This window comes from Kingella kingae, assembly GCF_900475905.1.
Classification (GTDB): domain Bacteria; phylum Pseudomonadota; class Gammaproteobacteria; order Burkholderiales; family Neisseriaceae; genus Kingella; species Kingella kingae.
In genome coordinates this window covers 98,352-117,810 of sequence record NZ_LS483426.1, presented here as the reverse complement: position 1 = coordinate 117,810, position 19,459 = coordinate 98,352, and the positions used below count along the sequence as shown (strand labels likewise).

The window sequence follows — 19,459 nt, the reverse complement described above, 5'->3', positions numbered from 1 at the left end:
ATCATGGCTTATACATTACCTAAACTAGACTACGCATACGACGCATTGGAACCCCATTTTGATGCAATGACGATGGAAATCCACCACAGCAAACACCATCAAACTTATGTAAACAATTCCAACGCGGTTGTGGAAACGTTGCCTGTTGAGTTTCAAAGCTTGTCTGCGGAAGAATTGGTAACGCGCTTGGCAGAATTGCCAGCCGACAAGCAAACGCCAGTACGCAACAATGTGGGTGGTCATGCTAACCATTCTTTCTTCTGGAAAGGCTTGAAAGTGGGCACGACTTTGGGCGGCAGCTTGAAAGCAGCAATCGAACGCGATTTTGGCAGCGTGGAAGCGTTTCAAGCGGAATTTGAAAAAGCGGCGCAAACTCGTTTCGGCTCTGGCTGGGCTTGGCTGGTGGTGGAAGTAGGCAAATTGAAAGTGGTTTCTACTGCTAACCAAGATTCGCCTGTGATGGGCGCGGCATTTGCAGGCTGCTCTGGCACGCCTTTGATTACTTTGGACGTGTGGGAACATGCGTACTACTTGAAATTCCAAAACCGCCGTCCAGACTACATCAAAGAGTTCTGGAATGTGGTGAACTGGGACGAAGCACAACGTTTGTTTGATGCAGCGGCTTAGTCGCTCGATAAACTAAATCAACTTAAATAGAGCAGCCTGCACTTTTTCTGTTTACAGAAAGTGCAGGCTGCTTTTTGTTGCGTTAAAATCGCTTTAATATTATCCCGTTAAAGGCACGATTCATCATGACACATCATGCGAAAAAGCACCCGTTTTGGCAGGCGGATAAACCTTATTTACACAGCGGCGAAATTTCAGATTTTCGGTTTCGTTTGCTGGGTTATATGATGGCGGCTTTGGCTGGGGCGATTAATGCAGGCGGTTTTTTTGCGGTAAACCAATATACATCACACATTTCGGGCGCGTTGTCGCATTCGGCAGACCAAATTTACGCAGGACAATGGAAAATGGCATTGATAGGTTTGGCTGGTGTGGTGGCGTTTATTTTGGGTGCGGCACACGCAAACTGGTTGATTTTGTGGGCAAAACGCCAACGATTTCGCAGCAGCTACGGCATGAGCATGTGGCTGGAAGCGGCATATTTGATGGGATTTGGCTTAATGGGCGTGGGCTTGTCGCAAGGCTGGGCGTTGTTGCAACCAACGGTGTTGTTGCTGTGTTTTATTATGGGCATGCACAACACGGTGCTGACGGTGCTATCGGGCAGCGTGATTCGTTCCACGCACATGACGGGGACGGCAACCGACTTGGGAATTGAGCTATCCAAAGTGCTGTATTACCGCATCGATACCAATCCGCGTTTGCCCGATGTGCGCGTGAATCGGCTCAAAATGCGCTTGTTGCTGGGCATGTTGGGCAGTTTTTTGCTCGGTGGTGTGATTGGGACGTGGGGTTATCAAAAATTGGCGTATTATTTTACGATTCCTGTGGCGGTGGTTTTGTTTGTATTGGGTATGAATTCGGTGGGTTATGATATTCGGATTCGCGTGAAATGGTGGTTGATACGTCGTGTGCGTCAAGCGCGTAAAAATCGGCGCGAAAAATAAAAAGCAGCCTGCACTTTTTTACTCGTCATTCCTGCCGTAGTTTACCCTCGCGTAGGCGGGGCAGGAATGACGGCATGGTAGTTTTACAAAGGTTTCAGTTTGACAAAGTGTGCGAGTCGTCATTGTATTTTTCTTTGATAAAAATTGCCCACAACCAGCCAGTTTTTGCTCGCTAGTTGTGGGCAATGTGGATTATGCACCTACTTTTACGGTGCGCGTCAAAAAGTCATGCACGTCGTCCAAAGACATATCGCTGCTGCTGGCGCAAATGGTCGCAATCGAATTATCGCTGGCTACAACAGTAAAGCAGCTTTCGGCAATGTTTTGGTCTTTGTCTTTGCGAACAAAGCGATAGTCGATGCGACGGTCGGCGGTGTCGTCAATGACTACATTGCTTAATGCTTTATCGCCTTGCAACTGGGTTTTGATTTTACCCAACAATGCAGGTACTTCGCCTTTGGCTTTGCCGTTTTGTACCGCAGTCAAAGTCAAATTGCGGTTTTCATCGTATTGCAACAAAGTGATGCTGTCAGCAGCCACGTCTTGTGGTTGCAGGCTGCTTTCGCTGGATTTATCGGTAAAGCTGGCATCGGGATTGAAACGGAATGCATTGTCTTTGCTGGTCAAAACAGTGGGCTCAACCGCAGGGGCTGCACCTGTGCTCAATTCGGCAGAGCTGGCAGCAGAAGTGGCTGATGCGCTGTTGTTGGCTGCGTTTTGTTGGGGTGCTTGACCGCAAGCTGCCAATGCTAATGCGCTGGCAATGATGAGTGTGATAGATTTTTTCATATAATCGTTATCCTTATGTGAAATCAAAAAAAACGGCATTATATCAAATAAAAGAAAAAGCAGCCCGCAAACAAAATGTGCAGGCTGCTTTGCCAATTAGCGATTAGGATTTACGCAACGATACCACAATGGCTGCGCTACGGTTTTTCCAGTTGATTGGAATCACAAAAGAACGGTCTTTGCGTGGTAATAAGATTTCGTCTGGTGCACCGCGTAATACGATAGGCACAGAAATTTCAAACTCTTCACCAAATTCACTACGAGCATTACCTGCAACGGTATTTGCCACTTCGCCCACCAAGTCAATCATGAAGGCTTCACTCATATCGCGTTCGCCCATCAAAACCAACAAACGTTCCAGCAATTCTTTTGGTGCGGTGAAATACACAATGCCTTTGCTTTTGCCAGAAATCGCAATCACGCCAGTAAAATCTTTTGCAGAAGGCACGCTGTTTTCTACCAAATAAGGTGTGCCAACCACCAATTCTTCTGGGTCCATCATTTGATGAAAGTACTTTTGTACGCCTTCCAAAAATACCTGTAATTTATCTTCTTTCATTTAATGTTTACTCCATCATTTCTTCAAGTGCTTCAAATAAATCTTCATCAGTAAAAGGCTTGCAAATAAAACCGCGTGCGCCTAATTGCAGGGCTTTAATGCCAGTTGCTTTATCCGATAAAGCGGAAATTACCAAGATATTGGCGTTAGGGTCAATATCGGTCAATTCGTAAATACATTCTAAACCGTCCATTTTGGGCATGGTCAAGTCCATAGTTACGATATCTGGGCGATGTTTTTTGAATAGTTCAACTGCTTCCAAGCCGTTGGTTGCAGTGGCAACTACTTCAATATCCATACGACTAGTACCGCGAGAAATACGGTTACGAATCACATTGGAATCATCAACAATCATGAGTTTATAAGCCATAATGTGTTTTTCCTGTTATCAATATTTTTTAGGGAAAGTAAAGCTAAATCTTGTATATGCACCAGCGTGGGTTGCAACGCCAATTTTACCACCCAAAGCGACTACGCGGTCTTTAATAATATCTAAACCAACACCACGACCAGCATCTTCGGTAGATTGGTCTAAGGTAGAGAAGCCAGAGCTGAAAATTAAGCTCAGCAATTCTTTTTGACCCAGTTTAGCCGCATCTTCTTGACTGTATTGACCAATTCGAACAGCTTTTGCACGAATCGCTTCATAGTCAATACCTTTGCCATCGTCTTCCAAGGTTAAAGTGTATGCACCTGAACCGTTGTCTAACAATTCCATGCGAACGTGTCCTGCTGCCAATTTGCGTGCTGCAGTGCGTTGTTCTGGGGTTTCAATACCATGTACGACTGCGTTGCGTAACAACTGAACGGCAATTTCACGAATCGTTGCATCGGTTTCTTCATGTTTGGTTTCTTCAATACCAACATAGCTGAAATCGACATTTTTGCCATTGCGTTTTGCCAAATCGCCAACAAATTGATTGTAGAAATCGGCAACCGTATTTTGTTTGGCTGGCGCTGCTGCGCTAGGTGAAGATATATCGCTATTACCCAAGCGTTGAACCAACTCTTCAATGGTTTGTGTCAAACGCATCAATTCTTCCAAGTGAACCGCCAAGCTCAAGAAGTTTTCACCAGATAAGCTACTGGTTTTGGATAACTTGTTCAATTCGGTTTCCAAGTTTTCTGCCATCACGGTAAAGCCGTGCAGTTTCAGCGTACTTGCTTCACCTTTCAAGCTGTGTACTTCACGGAAAATAGTCTGTACTTTTTCCAACAACTCAGATTGACGTTCACCAGGAGATTTCAATGTGTTATTGATGTTGGTATTGCGTCGTTTGATGCTGCGTACAAACTCGTTAATCATGCGACGGTCTGCTTGCAAAATGGTACTTAACATTTCCAATTGAACGTCATTTTGTTCGCGTTCTTGTTCAATTTTTTGTTCCAGCAATACCGCATCGGTTACATCAGATACGTTCACCAATACACGTGCAATTTCTTTTTCGTGGTATACGCGGTTAAATGCAAAGTCCAAATAACGCAGTTCCTGTTTGCCATTGCTGCCTTTTACCATAACAGGTTGACGATTCAATGGGTTTAAGCTACCAATCAAACGTTCTTTTGTACGCGGGTTATAAAGCTGTCCGATGAATGCGTTGGTTGTGTTCAAATCATCATCAGAAATCATACCACCCAAAATATCCAATAAGTTGCGTTGTCCCAGGTTGGATTGACCCAGCAATTTTTCCAAGTGTTTAGAATATTGCGAACCCAAGTTCAAGTCTCTGTCTAACAGGAACAAACCTGTGCTTACTGTATCCATGATTTCTGTCGTTTCTTGACGAGCGGCTTCGGCTGCCAAGTCAGACGCAAACAATTTACGGATAGAGTAGAAGATGAAGATAACGAAGAATCCTAATGCACCCACGATACCTGTTGTTTGCAACCATGTTAACGCATTGTTATTGGTTGCAAGGTGCGCTTGCACAGCATTTAATGATTTTACGATGCTTTCGTCTGTCAATTCTGCTGAACCTTGTGCTTTCAATACTGCCAAGTCCAAGTTTACAGATGTACCCGTAGGGGAGGTGGCTGTTTTCAGGTATTCATCAATATCTTGAACTAAGGGTTTCCACAATTCCAAGGCTTTGTTAAGTTCTTGAGCCACAACAGGGTCCTCGTCAAATGCGGAGATATTAATTGTTGCACCACTTTCTACTTTGTGCTCACCACCGTTGAGTAGTGCGTTAATACTGCTTTCAAATCTAATGCGATTCTCTTTGAGTGCGGCTAGCGTATGAGCAATGTGTGGACTGTTTGGGTCTTCGCCATAGTTCAGTTTAAGCGACAGCAAACTTTGCATCACTTTCAAGTATGCCGTGTGCATAGATTCGGCAACGGTATATTGTTTATTGTGCTCGTTTACTTGTCGAGACAGCAAAATAGAGCTAATCATCACGGCTGACAAAACAACCAAGAATGAGGCAATCAACACAATCATGCTTCGGTAACGAGTAAACATGCCAGCTGTTGCGGGTTTGTTTGGGGTTGGGGTACTCATAAAATGCGACCACTTTCTATTAATAAAAACCAAAAAAACAAATCAAAAACAAGAAAACGCATATTAATCTGAAAAGCGGTTCTTGTAAATAATTTGTAAAAATGTGCAAGATAATTAAATACTTTAAAATTAACTGTGCAGGCTGCTTTGTATGTGAATGCAAGCAGCCTGCACAAGTATTTATTACTCAAAATTCAGCACGGCAGAAGTGTACACATTTTGCACATCATCTAAATCTTCCAAGGCATCGATAAGCTTTTGCATTTTTTCTGCGTCATCGCCGCTCAATTCGGTTGTGTTTTGCGCGCGCATGGTTACATCGCTATCTTCGGCTTTGAAGCCAGCCTGCTCCAATGTGATTTTGATTTGCGCCCAATCGGCTGGTGCGGTAATCACTTCAATTACGCCATCGTCATCAGTCAAAACATCTTCCGCACCTGCTTCCAAAGCGGCTTCCATGAGTGCGTCTTCGTCGGCATTGGTGTAAACTAAATAGCCCTGATGTTCGAAATTGAACGCCACGCAGCCATCTGTACCCAAATTGCCACCGTGTTTGGTAAACGCATGGCGTACATCGGCAACGGTGCGCGTTTTGTTGTCGGTCATGCAATCAACCATTACCGCTGCACCACCAATGCCATAGCCTTCGTAACGCAATTCGATGTAATCCACGCCTTCTAAATTGCCTGTGCCTTTATCGATGGCGCGTTGAACGTTGTCTTTGGGCATATTGTTGTCCCACGCTTTATCCATCGCCAAGCGCAAACGTGGGTTCGCATTGGGGTCACCGCCGCCTTGTTTGGCTGCAATCGTGATTTCTTTGATTAATTTGGTAAAAATTTTACCACGTTTGGCATCTTGGCGCGCTTTCTTGTGTTGAATATTCGCCCATTTGCTGTGTCCAGCCATAATTTATCCTTACTGAAACAAAAGTAATGTAAAACAAAGGTCGCGTATTTTATCATGTTTTAACGTAATATCCATATAGCTGAAATAGTATGTAGTGCATAGGTAAGTCGTATTGGTTGCGGTATAAAGCAAGCAGCCTGCACAAATATGTGGTCGAGACGTTGTGTAAATGGAATAAAAAAACGTGATTTCACAATAATTAACGAATTTGCTTGACGATATAAGGCGGTTTGATTATATTTGCACCGCTTGAAAGACGGAAGACGTGGGTAACAAGGTGTTTTTATTGGTTGGACTACAAGTGATTACGATAACCGTATTAACCTTGTTTGTGTGGTTGTTTTTTGGTGTGCAGACTGCTTTATCAATGGTTTTGGGTGGTTTGTCTTATATTTTGCCTACTTTAATTGCGGTATTAATTTTAAAGTTTTTGCGTCCATATCCTGTGCTGGCAGGTTCTGCGTTTATTGCAGCAGAAATTTTAAAAATAGTACTGGCTTTAATTTTTATGGTATCGGTATTTTGCTTGTATCCAAGCATACAATTTATCCCTTACTTTATTGGTTTATTAGCAGTCAGTCATTTGGTTTTTTTGTTTTTTTTAAAGGTTCATCGTTATGGCAAGTGAAGCAACAACGCCAGCCGATTACATCAAGCACCATTTGCAGAGCTTGACCAGTTTATCGGATGTTACAGAAGGGCAAGGTTTGCGTAACATCGCAGACTTTTCATTTATTAACTTAGATGCGCTGTTTTTCGCCATTTTATTGGGTATTGCAGGCAGCTATTTGTTGTGGCGTGGTGCAAAAACCGCGACGTCAGGCGTGCCAGGTCGTTTCCAGGCGGCCGTAGAAATTTTGTATGAGTTTGTTGATGATATGTGCAAAAGCATTATCCATAACGAACAATCTCGCAAAGTGGTTGCGCCGTTGGGTTTGACGCTGTTTGTATGGATTTTCTTGATGAATGCCATGGATATGCTGCCAGTAGATTTATTGCCGCGCGTATTCCAAGGTATGACAGGCGAACATCATGCACTGTTGCGTATTGTGCCAACTGCTGACTTGAATACCACTTTGGCTTTGGCGATTGGCGTTTTGCTGACTTGTATTTATTACAGCATCAAAATTAAAGGTTTTGGCGGCTGGATGCACGAAATGTTTTCTGCGCCATTTGGTTCAAAATTAGGGCCAATCAACTTTGTAATGAATATTTTGGAGTTCTTCTCTAAAACCGTTTCGCATGGTATGCGACTGTTTGGTAATATGTATGCGGGCGAATTGGTGTTTATGCTGATTGCGTTATTGGGCGGTGCGTGGGCAGCGTCGGGTAGCGTTGGTTTGCTAGACCCAGTTATGTTTGTATTCCATATTATTGCAGGTGCGGCATGGGCAATTTTCCATATTTTGGTAATTACCTTGCAAGCGTTTATTTTCATGGCTTTGGCGTTTGTATATATTGGACAAGCGCACGACCATCACTAAGTTTCATTTTCTTTTTTTAACCTTTCTTTAACTGGGAGTTTTATCATGGGTTTGATTGCTATCGCATGTGGTTTGATTGTTGCCTTGGGTGCTTTGGGTGCATCTATCGGTATCGCAATGGTAGGTTCTAAATATTTAGAATCTTCTGCGCGTCAGCCAGAATTGATTGGTCCATTGCAAACTAAATTGTTCTTGATTGCTGGTTTGATTGATGCGGCATTCTTGATTGGCGTGGCGATTGCATTGTTGTTTGCCTTTGTTAATCCATTTGCTGCTTCTTAATCAGTCGGTATTTTTGATTAACCCCTATACGAGGGCAGTAAAGTGAATTTAAATGCAACCTTAATTGCGCAAATCATCGTCTTTTTCATTTTGGTTGGCTTTACCATGAAATATGTATGGCCACCTATTGCAAAGGCGTTGGATGAGCGCGCTGACAAAATCGCTGAAGGCTTGGCTGCTGCCGAGCGCGGTAAAAGCGATTTTGAGCAAGCAGAAAAGAAAGTTGCAGAACTCTTAACCGAAGGGCGTACTCAGGTTGCCGAAATGGTTGCTAATGCAGAAAAACGCGCAGCACAAATCGTAGAAGATGCCAAAGTGCAGGCTGCTACGGAAGCCGCGCGTATCGCAGCGCAAGCCAAAGCCGATGTAGAGCAAGAAACTAATCGTGCTCGTGAAGCTTTGCGTGAGCAAGTTGCTACATTAGCAGTTAAAGGTGCAGAAGCGATTTTGCGTCGTGAAGTAAATGAATCGCAACACGCTCAAATGTTGAGTGCCTTAAAACAGGAGCTGTAAGGCTATGATAGAGTTCGCAACTGTTGCTCGACCTTATGCCAAAGCTTTATTTGAGTTGGCAGAAGAAAAAGCGCAAACGGAAAATTGGCTAAATGGTTTGGCTCAGTTGGCGTGGTTAGTTGAACAGCCGAAAATCGCAATGTTGATTGGTGAATCGAGTTCTGATGCTGAACAAAAAGCAGCAGAATTGACTCGCTTGTTGGACGGTGTTAAGGCTGCAAAAAGTCATGAGTTTAGAAATTTCATTCTCGTAGTGGCGCAAGAAAAGCGATTGGCAGCTTTACCAGCTATTTTCCGATCCTTTCAAGATTTGGTTTTGCAAAAAAATCAAGCCAAGCGTGCTGTGATTTACACTGCTTATGATGTCGCTAGCGAAGGTCAAAAAGCCAAAATTGTCGGCGATTTAGAACAGCGATTTAATGTTCGTTTGCAGGCTGCTTTTGAAACCGAACCCGAATTAATTGGCGGTTTGAAAGTAGTGTTGGGCGACCAAATATTAGACTTGTCGGTACAGGGAAAATTAAAGCAACTGTATGCGACTATGACGAATTAGGAGGGTTTCATGCAAATTAGTCCTACGGAAATCAGTGATTTGCTGAAAGCTAAAATTGAAAATTTAAATACCAAACAGGAAGCGCGTACTCGTGGTACGGTGATTTCTGTAACAGATGGCATTGTGCGTGTGTATGGCTTGTCTGATGTAATGCAAGGCGAAATGTTAGAGTTTCCTGGTAATACATTTGGCTTAGCGATGAACTTGGAACGCGATTCTGTTGGTGCGGTTGTGTTGGGTGAATACGAACACATAAAAGAAGGCGACGAAGTGAAATGTACTGGTCGCATTTTGGAAGTGCCAATTGGTCGTGAATTGGTAGGTCGCGTAGTCAATGCGTTGGGTCAGCCTATTGATGGCAAAGGTCCAATCAATGCAGCTAAAACCGCACCGATTGAAAAAATTGCCCCTGGCGTGATTGCGCGTCAATCTGTTGACCAACCTATGCAAACAGGTTTGAAAGCTATTGACTCTATGGTTCCTGTTGGTCGTGGTCAGCGTGAATTGATTATTGGTGACCGTCAAACAGGTAAAACTGCTGTGGCTTTGGACGCGATTGTGAACCAAAAAGGCACAGGCGTTGTTTGTATTTATGTGGCGATTGGTCAAAAAGCGTCTTCTATTGCGAACGTGGTTCGTAAATTGGAAGAACATGGCGCGATGGAACATACCATTGTGGTAGCGGCAACTGCATCAGAAGCTGCGGCATTACAATTTATTGCACCGTATGCAGGCTGCACAATGGGCGAATACTTCCGCGATATTGGCGAAGATGCTTTGATTGTGTACGATGACTTGTCTAAACAAGCGGTTGCGTATCGTCAAATTTCCTTGTTGTTGCGCCGTCCACCTGGTCGTGAAGCCTACCCTGGTGACGTATTCTATTTGCACTCTCGCTTGTTGGAACGCGCAGCGCGTATCAATGCCGATGAAGTGGAAAAATTAACTGCTGGCAAAGTAAAAGGCAAAACGGGTTCATTGACCGCCTTGCCAATTATTGAAACGCAAGCAGGCGACGTATCGGCGTTCGTACCAACCAACGTAATTTCGATTACAGACGGTCAAATTTTCTTGGAAACTGACTTGTTTAACTCGGGTATTCGTCCTGCTATTAACGCTGGTATTTCGGTATCACGCGTGGGCGGTGCGGCGCAAACCAAAGTCATCAAGAAATTGGGCGGTGGTATTCGTTTGGCATTGGCGCAATATCGTGAATTGGCAGCGTTCTCTCAATTTGCATCAGATTTGGACGAGGCGACTCGCAAACAATTGCAACACGGTGAGGTTGTAACCGAATTGATGAAACAAAAACAATTCAACACATTGAATACAGCCGAAATGGCATTGACCTTATGGGCAATCAACAACGGTTCTTATTCAGATGTGCCAGTATCCAAAGCATTGACTTTTGAAGCTGAGTTTTTAAGCTATGTTCGTACGCAGCAGCCTGCAACATTGGAAGCGATTAATGCTTCGGGTGCAATGTCTGGTGATGATGAACAAGTATTGACCGATGCAATGAAATCGTTCAAGGCTTCATACAACTACGCTGCATAAGCAACGAAAGGAGTCTTGAAATGGCAGTCGGAAAAGAGATTCTCACCAAAATTCGCAGCGTACAAAATACGCAAAAAATTACCAAAGCGATGCAAATGGTGTCAACTTCTAAAATGCGGAAGACTCAGGAACGTATGCGTTTGGCTAGACCTTATGCGGATAAAGTGCGCTTGGTAATGAGCCATTTGGCACAAACACAAGCAGACCACGGCATTAAATTATTATTAACAGAACATAAAAACTCAAATCGCGTAGGTTTTATCTTGATTACAACCGATAAAGGCTTGTGTGGTGGTTTGAACGCCAATGTTTTGAAGAAGTTTTTTGCCCAAGTTCAAGAATACCAAGAACAAGGTATTCAAGTTGAAGTAGTTTGCTTGGGTAGCAAAGGTTTGGTAGCGTGTCAGCGTGTCGGTTTGAATGTGATTGCCAGTGTAACCAATTTGGGCGATACCCCAAAAATGGAATTGATACTGGGCGCATTAACTGAAATTTTCCAACGCTATGAACAGCAAGAGCTTGATGTTATCCATTTGGTGAATTCACATTTTGTGAACACAATGAAACAAGAGCCACGCTCGGAAGTATTGCTGCCAATTGGTGCCAATGCTTTGAATGCGCAAGAGGATAGCAAATACAACTGGGACTATCGTTATGAACCTAGTCCTGTTGCAGTGTTGGAATATCTGGTTCGCCGTTATTTAGAATCTGTGGTTTACGAAGCATTAAGCGAAAATATGGCTGCCGAGCAAGCAGCGCGTATGGTGGCGATGAAAGCTGCAACCGATAATGCAGGTAATGCGATTAAAGAATTGCGCTTGGTTTACAATAAATCACGTCAAGCAGCAATTACCACAGAATTGTCAGAAATTGTGGCAGGTGCAGCAGCTGTTTAAAAAGCAGCCTGCACATTTCGCCAAATTAAAGTTAGGATACGATAATGAGCCAAGGCAAAATCGTACAAATTATTGGCGCGGTGGTGGACGTAGAGTTCCCACGCGATGCTATTCCACGCGTTTACGATGCGTTGAAACTGGTTGATGTGGACTTGACATTAGAAGTGCAACAACAACTGGGCGATGGCGTAGTGCGTACCATTGCGATGGGTAGTACCGATGGTTTGAAACGCGGCTTAGCCGTGAACAACACAGGCGCACCTATTACAGTGCCTGTTGGTAAAGCAACATTGGGTCGTATTATGGACGTATTGGGTAATCCTGTTGATGAAGCAGGTCCAATTGGTTCTGACCAAACGCGTGCTATTCACCAACCAGCTCCTAAATTTGATGAACTGTCTAGCGCAACCGAATTGCTGGAAACAGGCATCAAAGTGATTGACTTGCTTTGCCCATTTGCAAAAGGTGGTAAAGTAGGTTTGTTTGGTGGTGCAGGTGTGGGCAAAACTGTGAACATGATGGAGTTGATTAACAACATTGCCAAAGCGCACAGTGGTTTGTCTGTATTTGCAGGCGTGGGTGAACGTACTCGCGAAGGTAATGACTTCTATCACGAGATGAAAGATTCTAACGTGTTGGATAAAGTTGCCATGGTGTATGGTCAAATGAATGAACCTCCTGGCAACCGTTTGCGCGTTGCATTGACTGGTTTGTCTATGGCAGAACACTTCCGTGATGAAAAAGACGAAAATGGCAAAGGTCGCGATGTATTGTTCTTTGTGGACAACATCTATCGCTACACATTGGCAGGTACAGAAGTATCGGCATTGCTGGGTCGTATGCCCTCTGCGGTAGGTTATCAACCAACATTGGCAGAAGAAATGGGTCGTTTGCAAGAGCGTATTACTTCAACGCAAACAGGTTCGATTACTTCTATCCAAGCGGTTTACGTTCCCGCCGATGACTTGACTGACCCATCGCCAGCAACCACATTTGCTCACTTGGACGCAACAGTCGTGTTGAGCCGTGATATTGCTTCTTTGGGTATTTACCCAGCGGTAGACCCATTGGATTCTACATCTCGTCAGCTTGACCCAATGGTATTAGGTCAAGAACACTATGACGTAGCGCGTGGCGTTCAAGCAACTTTGCAAAAATACAAAGAATTGCGCGATATTATTGCCATTTTGGGTATGGACGAATTGTCTGATGAAGACAAATTGACCGTGATGCGTGCGCGTAAAATCCAACGCTTCTTGTCTCAACCATTCCACGTGGCAGAAGTATTTACAGGCTCTCCTGGCAAATACGTTTCATTGCGCGACACCATCGCTGGCTTTAAAGCCATTCTGAGCGGCGAATATGACCACTTGCCAGAACAAGCGTTCTATATGGTAGGCGGTATTGAAGAAGCTGTTGAGAAAGCGAAAACCTTAAACTAAGGAGGTCGGCATGAGTATCATGCGAGTTGAAGTGGTTAGTAACGAAGAGCACATTTATTCTGGCGAAGCGAGTTTTGTCGTGGTGCCAACAGTAAATGGGGAACTTGGTATTTACCCTCGCCATGAGCCGATTATGAGCTTGGTTCGTCCTGGTGCATTGCGTGTGACTCAGGTTGGTTCTGCCGAAGAAGTATTGGTTGCAGTTTCTGGCGGCGTGCTAGAAGTGCGACCAGACACGATTACCATTTTGGCTGATGTGGCAGTGCGTAGTTCAGAAATGGATCAAGCACGTGCTGAAGAAGCAAAACGTGTTGCAGAGCAAAATCTGGCAAAAGCGCAAGATGGCAATGCACAAGCTAAGGCGCAGGCTGCTTTGGCGGCTGCGATTGCAGAGCTGAAAACATTGGATTATTTGCGTTCGCGTAAAAAATAAACATAATTGGTTGAACCGCTTTCCTTACTATGGGAAAGCGGTTTTTTGTGTGTGGATATATGGGTGAATCTGTTAAAATCCCTATCCTACATATCATGCAAGAAAGAAGGAATATGACTCAATTTTCACAATTGGGCTTGGGGCAAGAAATTGTGTCGGCATTGTCCGAGCAAGGCTACGAAACCCCCACGCCCATTCAGTTGGCAGCCATTCCAAAAGCCTTGGCAGGGCACGATTTATTGGCGGCTGCACAAACGGGTACGGGCAAAACCGCCGCGTTTATGTTGCCCAGTTTGGAGCGTTTGAAGCGTTATGCCAATGCCAGCACATCGCCAGCCATGCACCCCATGCGTATGTTGGTTTTGACACCCACGCGCGAACTGGCTGATCAAATCGACCAAAATACGAAAAGCTACATTAAAAATTTGCCGTTGCGCCACACTGTTTTGTTTGGTGGTGTGAGCATGGATAAGCAAACGGCGGATTTGCGTGCAGGCTGCGAAATTGTGGTGGCAACGGTTGGACGCTTGCTCGACCACGTTAAGCAGAAAAACATCAATCTGAACAAAGTTGAAATTGTGGTGCTGGACGAAGCCGACCGCATGCTCGACATGGGTTTTGTTGATGAAATCCGTCAGATTATGCGTTTGTTGCCCAAATCGCGCCAAACTTTATTGTTTTCAGCGACGTTTGCGCCCGATATCCGCAAATTGGCGCAGGATTTTATGCATCTGCCAGAAACGATTGAAGTGGCAGCACAAAACACGACCAATGCTAATGTGGAACAACACGTGATTGCGGTAGATGCACATCGCAAAAAAGAATTGTTGGAGCGTTTGATTGTGGATTTGAATATGCCGCAAGTGATTGTGTTCTGCAAAACTAAGCAATCTGCCGAGCAAGTGGCGCGAGATTTGTTGCGCCGTGGCTTGTCGGCAAATGCCATTCACGGCGATAAATCGCAACAAACGCGTTTGGAAGTGTTGAGCCAGTTCAAATCGGGCGAATTGCGTGTTCTGGTGGCAACCGATGTGGCGGCGCGTGGTTTGGATATTGCCGAATTGCCTTTTGTGATTAATTACGAATTGCCTGTTCAGGCGGAAGATTATGTGCATCGCATTGGGCGGACAGGGCGCGCAGGCGCGGAAGGCGTGGCGATTTCGATGATGGATGAAACCGAGCAAAAAATGTATGCGTCCATTCAAGAGTTGATTGGTGCTCAATTGCCTGTTTCGCGCATTGAAGGCTTTGAACCGCGTTGGGAACAAGTGCAGGCTGCTTTGCATGAACAGCCGTCGATGTCGTCTCCCTCTGCGCCATCTTCGCGTACGCAACGTACCGAACGCGGCGAAAAAAGAGCCAACCAGCGTGAAGCCAAACGACAAGTAGAAAAAATGGTTGAAGTAGAGCGCAACAGTGTTCGCCGTCGTGGACGCGAACGCCGAACGTGCGCTTTGTTGCAACGTAATTTTGGTGCGATTTAATCGATACAATCGTAGTGGATTCAATTCAAACTAGGACAAGGCGACAATGTCCGCCGTGTACGCGTGGTACATAAGGGCATTGGCAACGCGGTACTAGTTTGAAGTGAATTCACTATAAAAGCAGCCTGCACTTTTTGTTGATTCAAAGTGCAGGCTGCTTTTTTTGTGTTTCAATTGGGTTTAGTTTTTTTTAGCTGGCGCAGGTTTGCTGGCTGCTACTCCCAACGATTTTTGCCACTCAGCTGGATTTTTGATTAAATCCAATGCTTTGCGTAATTGTTCGTCTTTGCTTGGGTCGGGTTTGCGGCGCGATGAAACGTCTTTATCATCGTCTTTTTTGTTGCTGGCAGGTGTAGAAGCAGCCTGCACTTTGTCTGCGTTTGCCACTTCGGAAGCAGCCTGCACCACGCCGCCTTTTACATCGTCTGCGCCCAATGGGTTGCCAATGTGTCCGTTCAAATCGGCTTCACGGCTTTCGAACGTGCGGTTTTTGTCCAACACTTCCACATCTGGCACGATGCCTGTCGCTTGGATAGAGCGGTCTTTGGGTGTGTAATACAAAGCGGTGGTCAATTTAACCGCGCCACCGCTGGATACGGGAATAACCGATTGCACCGAGCCTTTGCCAAAGCTGCGTGTGCCGACAATCACGGCGCGTTTGTGGTCTTGCAATGCGCCTGCCACGATTTCTGATGCCGATGCCGAACCTGCGTTAATCAACACCGTCATCGGTATGGTTTTGATTTCGGCTGGCAAGTTTGCCAATGGGTCTGTGCCAGCAGTGAGCAAGTAATCTTCGGGGCGAGCTTTGAGCAACATGGCTTGTTGATTGTCGCGCCCTTTGGTGCTGACTACCACGCTGTCGTTTGCCAAGAATGCTGCCGACACGCCCACTGCGCCATTGAGCAAGCCACCTGGGTCATCGCGCAAATCCAGCACTAAGCCTTTGAGTGTGCTGCCATTTTCTTTGGTCAAAGCGGCAATTGCGTCTGCCATAGCTGGCACAGTTGGCTCTTGGAATTGGCTGATGCGGATATAGCCGTAACCATTTTCCAGCAAATGATGACGCACGCTGCGAACTTTAATAATGGCGCGAGTCAATTTCACCACAATCGGTTTGGGTGCGTCTTTGCGCGATAAAGTTAGCGTGATGCTGGTGCCTGGTTTGCCGCGCATTTTTTTGACTGCATCGCTCACGCTCATACCGCGTGTGGATTCGTTGTCAATTTTGACGATGAAATCGCCACTTTTTACGCCTGCGCGCTCGGCTGGCGTGTCTTCAATCGGCGCAACTACTTTGACAAAGCCGTCTTCTTGCCCAATTTCCATGCCCAAGCCACCAAATTCGCCCGACGTGCCTTCGCGCATATCTTGGTAGCCTTTTTTGTCCATGTATTCTGAATGTGGGTCAAGTCCTGATACCATGCCTTTGACTGCGCCTTCTAGGATTTTTTCGTCTGTTTCGTTGTGGACATAATTGGCTTTGATTTGACCATAGACTTCTGCCATCACGCGCAAAGATTGCAAGGGCAGTTGATTGTCGTTACTTTGATTTTTGGGATTGGCGGCAAGGCTTTGTGCGCCAATGCTCACAGCTGCGCCTGTGATTGCACCCATGGTGTATAAAGCAATTTTTTTCCAAACAGGTTTCATGATGTTGTTCTTTCTGTAAATGCGCGTGCAAAGTGCAGGCTGCTTTTGGGTCGTGCGAACACGGTTTGCAAAATCAAAAAGCGTAAGGATAGGCGATTTTAGTCAATCCTGAAAGAGGCAAGAATTAAAATCGTGCAAAAAAATGTGCAGGTTTGATTAAGCAGCCTGCACACTGCCCCACGCGATAACGGCTACACCAGCAAAACACAATGCTGCGCCAATGTAATCGCCTGGGCGCAACGCCATGCCATCGACAAAACGTAACCACAACAGCGCAATGGAAATGTACACGCCGCCATAAGCTGCGTAAATTCTGCCACTTGCGGCTGGGTGCAAGGTAAGCAAATAGGTAAACGCGGCTAAACTTGCCGCTGCTGGCATAATAAGCCACGCGCTTTTGCCTTGTCGCAACCACAAATAGGGCAACCAGCAGCCGATGATTTCGGCAAGTGCGGTTAGGATAAATAGGGATAGGGTTTTAATCATAAGTTTGGGTTGCAGGCTGCTTTGTTAGGCGGATTGAAATTTCTTATCAGGGCGCATAAACACATAAAACACCAGAGAAGTGATTGCCCTCAACGTATCTACCAACATATCTTTTTGCGCGTCCCAAATATCGCCTTGCGAACCCAAAAATTCCACGCCAGCATTGCCGCCTTCAATCACCGCGTATTGTATTGCCATACATACGCCGTGTCGCTAAAACGAAATTTGCGAAACGTCAAAACCAATGCGCCAAATACGATAAACAACGGCATGGCTTCTGCCCACCACACTGCACGGTCGGACGGTGCAACGCCTGCTCAAATCGCTAGGGCAATGAAAACAGCGGATAAGGCTATGGGAATAATATTTTGTTTCATTATGATTTCTTCCTATTTGAATACAAAAGCAGCCTGCACATTATTATTTCTCGTTGTCTACTTCCGCCGCGTCATACGCTTCCACAATTTTTTGAACTAATGGGTGGCGAACCACATCTTCACTGGTAAACACATGAAAATACAGCCCGTCCACGCCGTCCAATTTTTCACGCGCATCACGCAAACCTGATTTGATGTGGCGCGGCAAATCCACTTGGCTCAAATCGCCTGTAATCACAGCTTTTGTGCCAAAACCAATGCGCGTTAAAAACATTTTCATCTGTTCGGGCGTGGTGTTTTGCGCTTCGTCCAAAATCACATACGCACCGTTCAACGTGCGTCCACGCATATAAGCAAGCGGCGCAATCTCAATCAAGCCTTTTTCCATCAATTTGGTTACGCGGTCAAAACCCATTAAATCGTAAAGCGCGTCATACAATGGGCGCAAATACGGGTCCACTTTTTGCGCCAAATCGCCTGGTAGAAAACCCAATTTTTCGCCTGCTTCCACCGCAGGGCGTACCAATACAATGCGTTCAATTTGATGTTTGTCCATAGCGTCCACCGCCGCCGCTACTGCCAAATAGGTTTTACCCGTGCCAGCAGGCCCCAGCCCGAAAACAATATCGTGATTGAGTAAGGCACGAATGTAACCGTTTTGGCGCGGCGTGCGTCCGCCAATGCTGCCGCGTTTGGTGTGGAAATAGTAGGCGTGATTTTCGTCTGATTTTTGAACGTGTTGCGCGTCTGATGTTTTGGCTTCAATCGCGGCTAGGTTGATGTCGTCATCGGATAATTCGCGCTGTTCGGCGATGTCCATCAGCGCAACAAGCGCGTTTCGTGCGGCGTGGGCTAGGCTGCCTGAAAACGTGAAATGGTCAAATCGGCGGCTGATTTGTACGTCTAGGCTGTGCGCGAGTGTGTGCAAATTGTCGTCTAATGCGCCGCAAAGTCTTTGCAGGGCAACTGGGTTGTAGTCTTCAAATTGTAGGTGTACGGTGTGGGTCATGGTTTGTTTGCTTGATTGAAATGGGTTAAAAATAAAAAAGTGCAGGCTGCTTTTGTATCGGTTTAACGATACTTCGCCAATTCCGCCTTAATCTTGGGCAATGCTGCTCGTGCTGCTTGTTCGCCCAACGTAATCGCTTGGGCTTTTTGGTCAAAACCGCCTACCGCGCCCAGTTGTTGTACGGCTGGTTTAATCACGACATTCGCTTGCGCCAGTTCGGCATTGAGCGCGGAAATGCTCATAATGTTTAAACTTTGGTCTAAATAAGCAAAAAAACCGCTGGATTGCTCTAGTCGCGCTGGCTTGGCGGAAATATCCACCGCAATCACCACATTCGCGCCCATGCGTTTGGCTGCGCTTACAGGAACGGGTGCGGACAGTCCGCCGTCCACATATTGCTTGCCGCCAATTTCAACAGGCTGGAACACGTTGGGAATGCTGGCACTGGCGCGAACCGCTTGCCCTGTGTTGCCACGATTGAACACCACCATTTTGCCTGTGCCAAATTCGGTGGCAACGGCGGCAAATTTAATCGGCAATTTTTCTAGGGTGCGATTGCCTACCTTGTCATTGACCCAGTTTTGCAATTTCTCGCCACGAATAAAGCCACGAGTTGAAAGCGTTAAATCCACAATATCGCCTTTTTCCAGCAGCGATGCTTCGGTTTGTAAACGTGCAGGCTGCATGCCCGAAGCGTATAAACTGCCCACCAATGCGCCTGCACTTGTGCCTGTTACAACATGAACAGGGATATTGTTTTCGCGCAATACTTTGAGTACGCCAATGTGGGCAAAACCTTTGGACGCGCCTCCGCCCAATGCCAAGCCGACTACCAAGCGCGGTTGGTTAGTGTTTTGTGATGCGGTGGATTGGGATTGAATGACTGAACACGAAGTCAGCAAAATAGCGGCGGATAATAAGAAAACGCGGCGAGTAAAACGCATAGGAAATTCTTT

Annotated in this window: 22 protein-coding genes; 12 read left to right on the top strand and 10 right to left on the bottom strand. The window is 45.7% G+C overall.

Going from position 1 to position 19,459, the window contains the following annotated elements:
• The first annotated feature begins 3 nt into the window (after positions 1-3).
• Both sodA and DQN52_RS00600 read left to right on the top strand, forming a co-directional pair.
• Positions 4-627 carry a superoxide dismutase [Mn] gene (gene sodA / locus DQN52_RS00605; protein WP_032133162.1) on the top strand — a complete coding sequence of 208 codons (624 nt, stop codon included), beginning with the start codon at positions 4-6 and terminating at the stop codon, positions 625-627.
• 125 nt (positions 628-752) lie between these two features.
• Positions 753-1,574, top strand: coding sequence for a YoaK family protein (locus DQN52_RS00600; protein ID WP_003787198.1), 822 nt, complete (start codon positions 753-755; stop codon positions 1,572-1,574).
• A 192-nt stretch (positions 1,575-1,766) separates the two neighbouring features.
• Here DQN52_RS00600 and DQN52_RS00595 read toward each other — a convergent pair whose 3' ends face one another.
• The 5 genes from DQN52_RS00595 to DQN52_RS00575 form a co-directional block, all read right to left on the bottom strand.
• Positions 1,767-2,363: a hypothetical protein gene (locus tag DQN52_RS00595; RefSeq protein WP_003789108.1), complete on the bottom strand. Its 597-nt coding sequence runs from the start codon at positions 2,361-2,363 to the stop codon at positions 1,767-1,769.
• Between the two features lie 103 nt (positions 2,364-2,466).
• A complete protein-coding gene (locus DQN52_RS00590; RefSeq protein ID WP_003787201.1) occupies positions 2,467-2,922 on the bottom strand; it encodes a chemotaxis protein CheX in 456 nt (151 codons plus the stop codon).
• A gap of 7 nt (positions 2,923-2,929) precedes the next feature.
• A complete protein-coding gene (locus DQN52_RS00585; protein WP_003787204.1) occupies positions 2,930-3,292 on the bottom strand; it encodes a response regulator in 363 nt (120 codons plus the stop codon).
• Between the two features lie 18 nt (positions 3,293-3,310).
• Positions 3,311-5,425 (bottom strand): ATP-binding protein, encoded by a 2,115-nt coding sequence (locus DQN52_RS00580; RefSeq protein ID WP_050792403.1) that lies wholly within the window; start codon positions 5,423-5,425, stop codon positions 3,311-3,313.
• 183 nt (positions 5,426-5,608) lie between these two features.
• Positions 5,609-6,334: a YebC/PmpR family DNA-binding transcriptional regulator gene (locus DQN52_RS00575; protein ID WP_003787211.1), complete on the bottom strand. Its 726-nt coding sequence runs from the start codon at positions 6,332-6,334 to the stop codon at positions 5,609-5,611.
• Between the two features lie 265 nt (positions 6,335-6,599).
• On the opposite strand from DQN52_RS00575, the gene DQN52_RS00570 reads away from it, so the two are divergent.
• From DQN52_RS00570 to DQN52_RS00525, 10 genes are all read left to right on the top strand, one after another.
• Positions 6,600-6,962, top strand: coding sequence for an ATP synthase subunit I (locus tag DQN52_RS00570; RefSeq protein WP_003789117.1), 363 nt, complete (start codon positions 6,600-6,602; stop codon positions 6,960-6,962).
• Entirely contained in the window at positions 6,952-7,818 is an 867-nt protein-coding gene (atpB, locus tag DQN52_RS00565; protein ID WP_003787215.1) for a F0F1 ATP synthase subunit A, read from the top strand. Before DQN52_RS00570 ends, atpB begins: the two co-directional genes overlap by 11 nt.
• Positions 7,819-7,863: 45 nt before the next feature.
• Entirely contained in the window at positions 7,864-8,100 is a 237-nt protein-coding gene (gene atpE, locus DQN52_RS00560; RefSeq protein ID WP_003787217.1) for a F0F1 ATP synthase subunit C, read from the top strand.
• A gap of 42 nt (positions 8,101-8,142) precedes the next feature.
• Positions 8,143-8,613, top strand: a complete 471-nt coding sequence (locus DQN52_RS00555) for a F0F1 ATP synthase subunit B (RefSeq protein WP_003787219.1) — start codon at positions 8,143-8,145, stop codon at positions 8,611-8,613.
• Positions 8,614-8,617: 4 nt separating this feature from the next.
• Complete coding sequence (locus DQN52_RS00550) at positions 8,618-9,166, top strand: F0F1 ATP synthase subunit delta (RefSeq protein WP_003787221.1); 549 nt, start codon at positions 8,618-8,620, stop codon at positions 9,164-9,166.
• Between the two features lie 9 nt (positions 9,167-9,175).
• Positions 9,176-10,723 carry a F0F1 ATP synthase subunit alpha gene (gene atpA / locus DQN52_RS00545; RefSeq protein WP_003787223.1) on the top strand — a complete coding sequence of 516 codons (1,548 nt, stop codon included), beginning with the start codon at positions 9,176-9,178 and terminating at the stop codon, positions 10,721-10,723.
• Between the two features lie 20 nt (positions 10,724-10,743).
• Positions 10,744-11,619: a F0F1 ATP synthase subunit gamma gene (atpG, locus tag DQN52_RS00540; RefSeq protein WP_003787225.1), complete on the top strand. Its 876-nt coding sequence runs from the start codon at positions 10,744-10,746 to the stop codon at positions 11,617-11,619.
• 44 nt (positions 11,620-11,663) lie between these two features.
• On the top strand, positions 11,664-13,061 hold the full coding sequence (gene atpD / locus DQN52_RS00535; RefSeq protein WP_003787228.1) for a F0F1 ATP synthase subunit beta: 1,398 nt from the start codon (positions 11,664-11,666) through the stop codon (positions 13,059-13,061).
• Positions 13,062-13,071: 10 nt separating this feature from the next.
• Positions 13,072-13,494: a F0F1 ATP synthase subunit epsilon gene (locus DQN52_RS00530; protein ID WP_003787230.1), complete on the top strand. Its 423-nt coding sequence runs from the start codon at positions 13,072-13,074 to the stop codon at positions 13,492-13,494.
• Positions 13,495-13,607: 113 nt separating this feature from the next.
• Complete coding sequence (locus DQN52_RS00525) at positions 13,608-14,978, top strand: DEAD/DEAH box helicase (protein WP_032827759.1); 1,371 nt, start codon at positions 13,608-13,610, stop codon at positions 14,976-14,978.
• 180 nt (positions 14,979-15,158) lie between these two features.
• Here DQN52_RS00525 and DQN52_RS00520 read toward each other — a convergent pair whose 3' ends face one another.
• The 5 genes from DQN52_RS00520 to DQN52_RS00500 all read right to left on the bottom strand — a co-directional run bounded on the left by DQN52_RS00520 (position 15,159) and on the right by DQN52_RS00500 (position 19,447).
• Positions 15,159-16,631 (bottom strand): S41 family peptidase, encoded by a 1,473-nt coding sequence (locus DQN52_RS00520; RefSeq protein ID WP_003787236.1) that lies wholly within the window; start codon positions 16,629-16,631, stop codon positions 15,159-15,161.
• A 156-nt stretch (positions 16,632-16,787) separates the two neighbouring features.
• The gene (locus DQN52_RS00515; RefSeq protein WP_003787239.1) at positions 16,788-17,117 is read right to left on the bottom strand and encodes a YnfA family protein; all 330 of its coding nucleotides are present in this window, start codon (positions 17,115-17,117) and stop codon (positions 16,788-16,790) included.
• A 24-nt stretch (positions 17,118-17,141) separates the two neighbouring features.
• Positions 17,142-17,315, bottom strand: coding sequence for a DUF2238 domain-containing protein (locus DQN52_RS11540; protein ID WP_003787242.1), 174 nt, complete (start codon positions 17,313-17,315; stop codon positions 17,142-17,144).
• Positions 17,316-17,537: 222 nt separating this feature from the next.
• Positions 17,538-18,503, bottom strand: a complete 966-nt coding sequence (locus DQN52_RS00505) for a PhoH family protein (RefSeq protein ID WP_003787243.1) — start codon at positions 18,501-18,503, stop codon at positions 17,538-17,540.
• A 62-nt stretch (positions 18,504-18,565) separates the two neighbouring features.
• Complete coding sequence (locus DQN52_RS00500; protein WP_003787245.1) at positions 18,566-19,447, bottom strand: patatin-like phospholipase family protein; 882 nt, start codon at positions 19,445-19,447, stop codon at positions 18,566-18,568.
• Positions 19,448-19,459: the final 12 nt, after the last annotated feature.

Coding starts and splice junctions, on each gene's coding strand:
- sodA (WP_032133162.1), top strand. CDS start 4: ATGGCTTATACATTACCTAAACTAGACTACGCATACGACGCATTGGAA.
- DQN52_RS00600 (WP_003787198.1), top strand. CDS start 753: ATGACACATCATGCGAAAAAGCACCCGTTTTGGCAGGCGGATAAACCT.
- DQN52_RS00595 (WP_003789108.1), bottom strand. CDS start 2,363: ATGAAAAAATCTATCACACTCATCATTGCCAGCGCATTAGCATTGGCA.
- DQN52_RS00590 (WP_003787201.1), bottom strand. CDS start 2,922: ATGAAAGAAGATAAATTACAGGTATTTTTGGAAGGCGTACAAAAGTAC.
- DQN52_RS00585 (WP_003787204.1), bottom strand. CDS start 3,292: ATGGCTTATAAACTCATGATTGTTGATGATTCCAATGTGATTCGTAAC.
- DQN52_RS00580 (WP_050792403.1), bottom strand. CDS start 5,425: ATGAGTACCCCAACCCCAAACAAACCCGCAACAGCTGGCATGTTTACT.
- DQN52_RS00575 (WP_003787211.1), bottom strand. CDS start 6,334: ATGGCTGGACACAGCAAATGGGCGAATATTCAACACAAGAAAGCGCGC.
- atpB (WP_003787215.1), top strand. CDS start 6,952: ATGGCAAGTGAAGCAACAACGCCAGCCGATTACATCAAGCACCATTTG.
- atpE (WP_003787217.1), top strand. CDS start 7,864: ATGGGTTTGATTGCTATCGCATGTGGTTTGATTGTTGCCTTGGGTGCT.
- DQN52_RS00550 (WP_003787221.1), top strand. CDS start 8,618: ATGATAGAGTTCGCAACTGTTGCTCGACCTTATGCCAAAGCTTTATTT.
- atpA (WP_003787223.1), top strand. CDS start 9,176: ATGCAAATTAGTCCTACGGAAATCAGTGATTTGCTGAAAGCTAAAATT.
- atpG (WP_003787225.1), top strand. CDS start 10,744: ATGGCAGTCGGAAAAGAGATTCTCACCAAAATTCGCAGCGTACAAAAT.
- atpD (WP_003787228.1), top strand. CDS start 11,664: ATGAGCCAAGGCAAAATCGTACAAATTATTGGCGCGGTGGTGGACGTA.
- DQN52_RS00530 (WP_003787230.1), top strand. CDS start 13,072: ATGAGTATCATGCGAGTTGAAGTGGTTAGTAACGAAGAGCACATTTAT.
- DQN52_RS00525 (WP_032827759.1), top strand. CDS start 13,608: ATGACTCAATTTTCACAATTGGGCTTGGGGCAAGAAATTGTGTCGGCA.
- DQN52_RS00520 (WP_003787236.1), bottom strand. CDS start 16,631: ATGAAACCTGTTTGGAAAAAAATTGCTTTATACACCATGGGTGCAATC.
- DQN52_RS00515 (WP_003787239.1), bottom strand. CDS start 17,117: ATGATTAAAACCCTATCCCTATTTATCCTAACCGCACTTGCCGAAATC.
- DQN52_RS11540 (WP_003787242.1), bottom strand. CDS start 17,315: ATGGCAATACAATACGCGGTGATTGAAGGCGGCAATGCTGGCGTGGAA.
- DQN52_RS00505 (WP_003787243.1), bottom strand. CDS start 18,503: ATGACCCACACCGTACACCTACAATTTGAAGACTACAACCCAGTTGCC.
- DQN52_RS00500 (WP_003787245.1), bottom strand. CDS start 19,447: ATGCGTTTTACTCGCCGCGTTTTCTTATTATCCGCCGCTATTTTGCTG.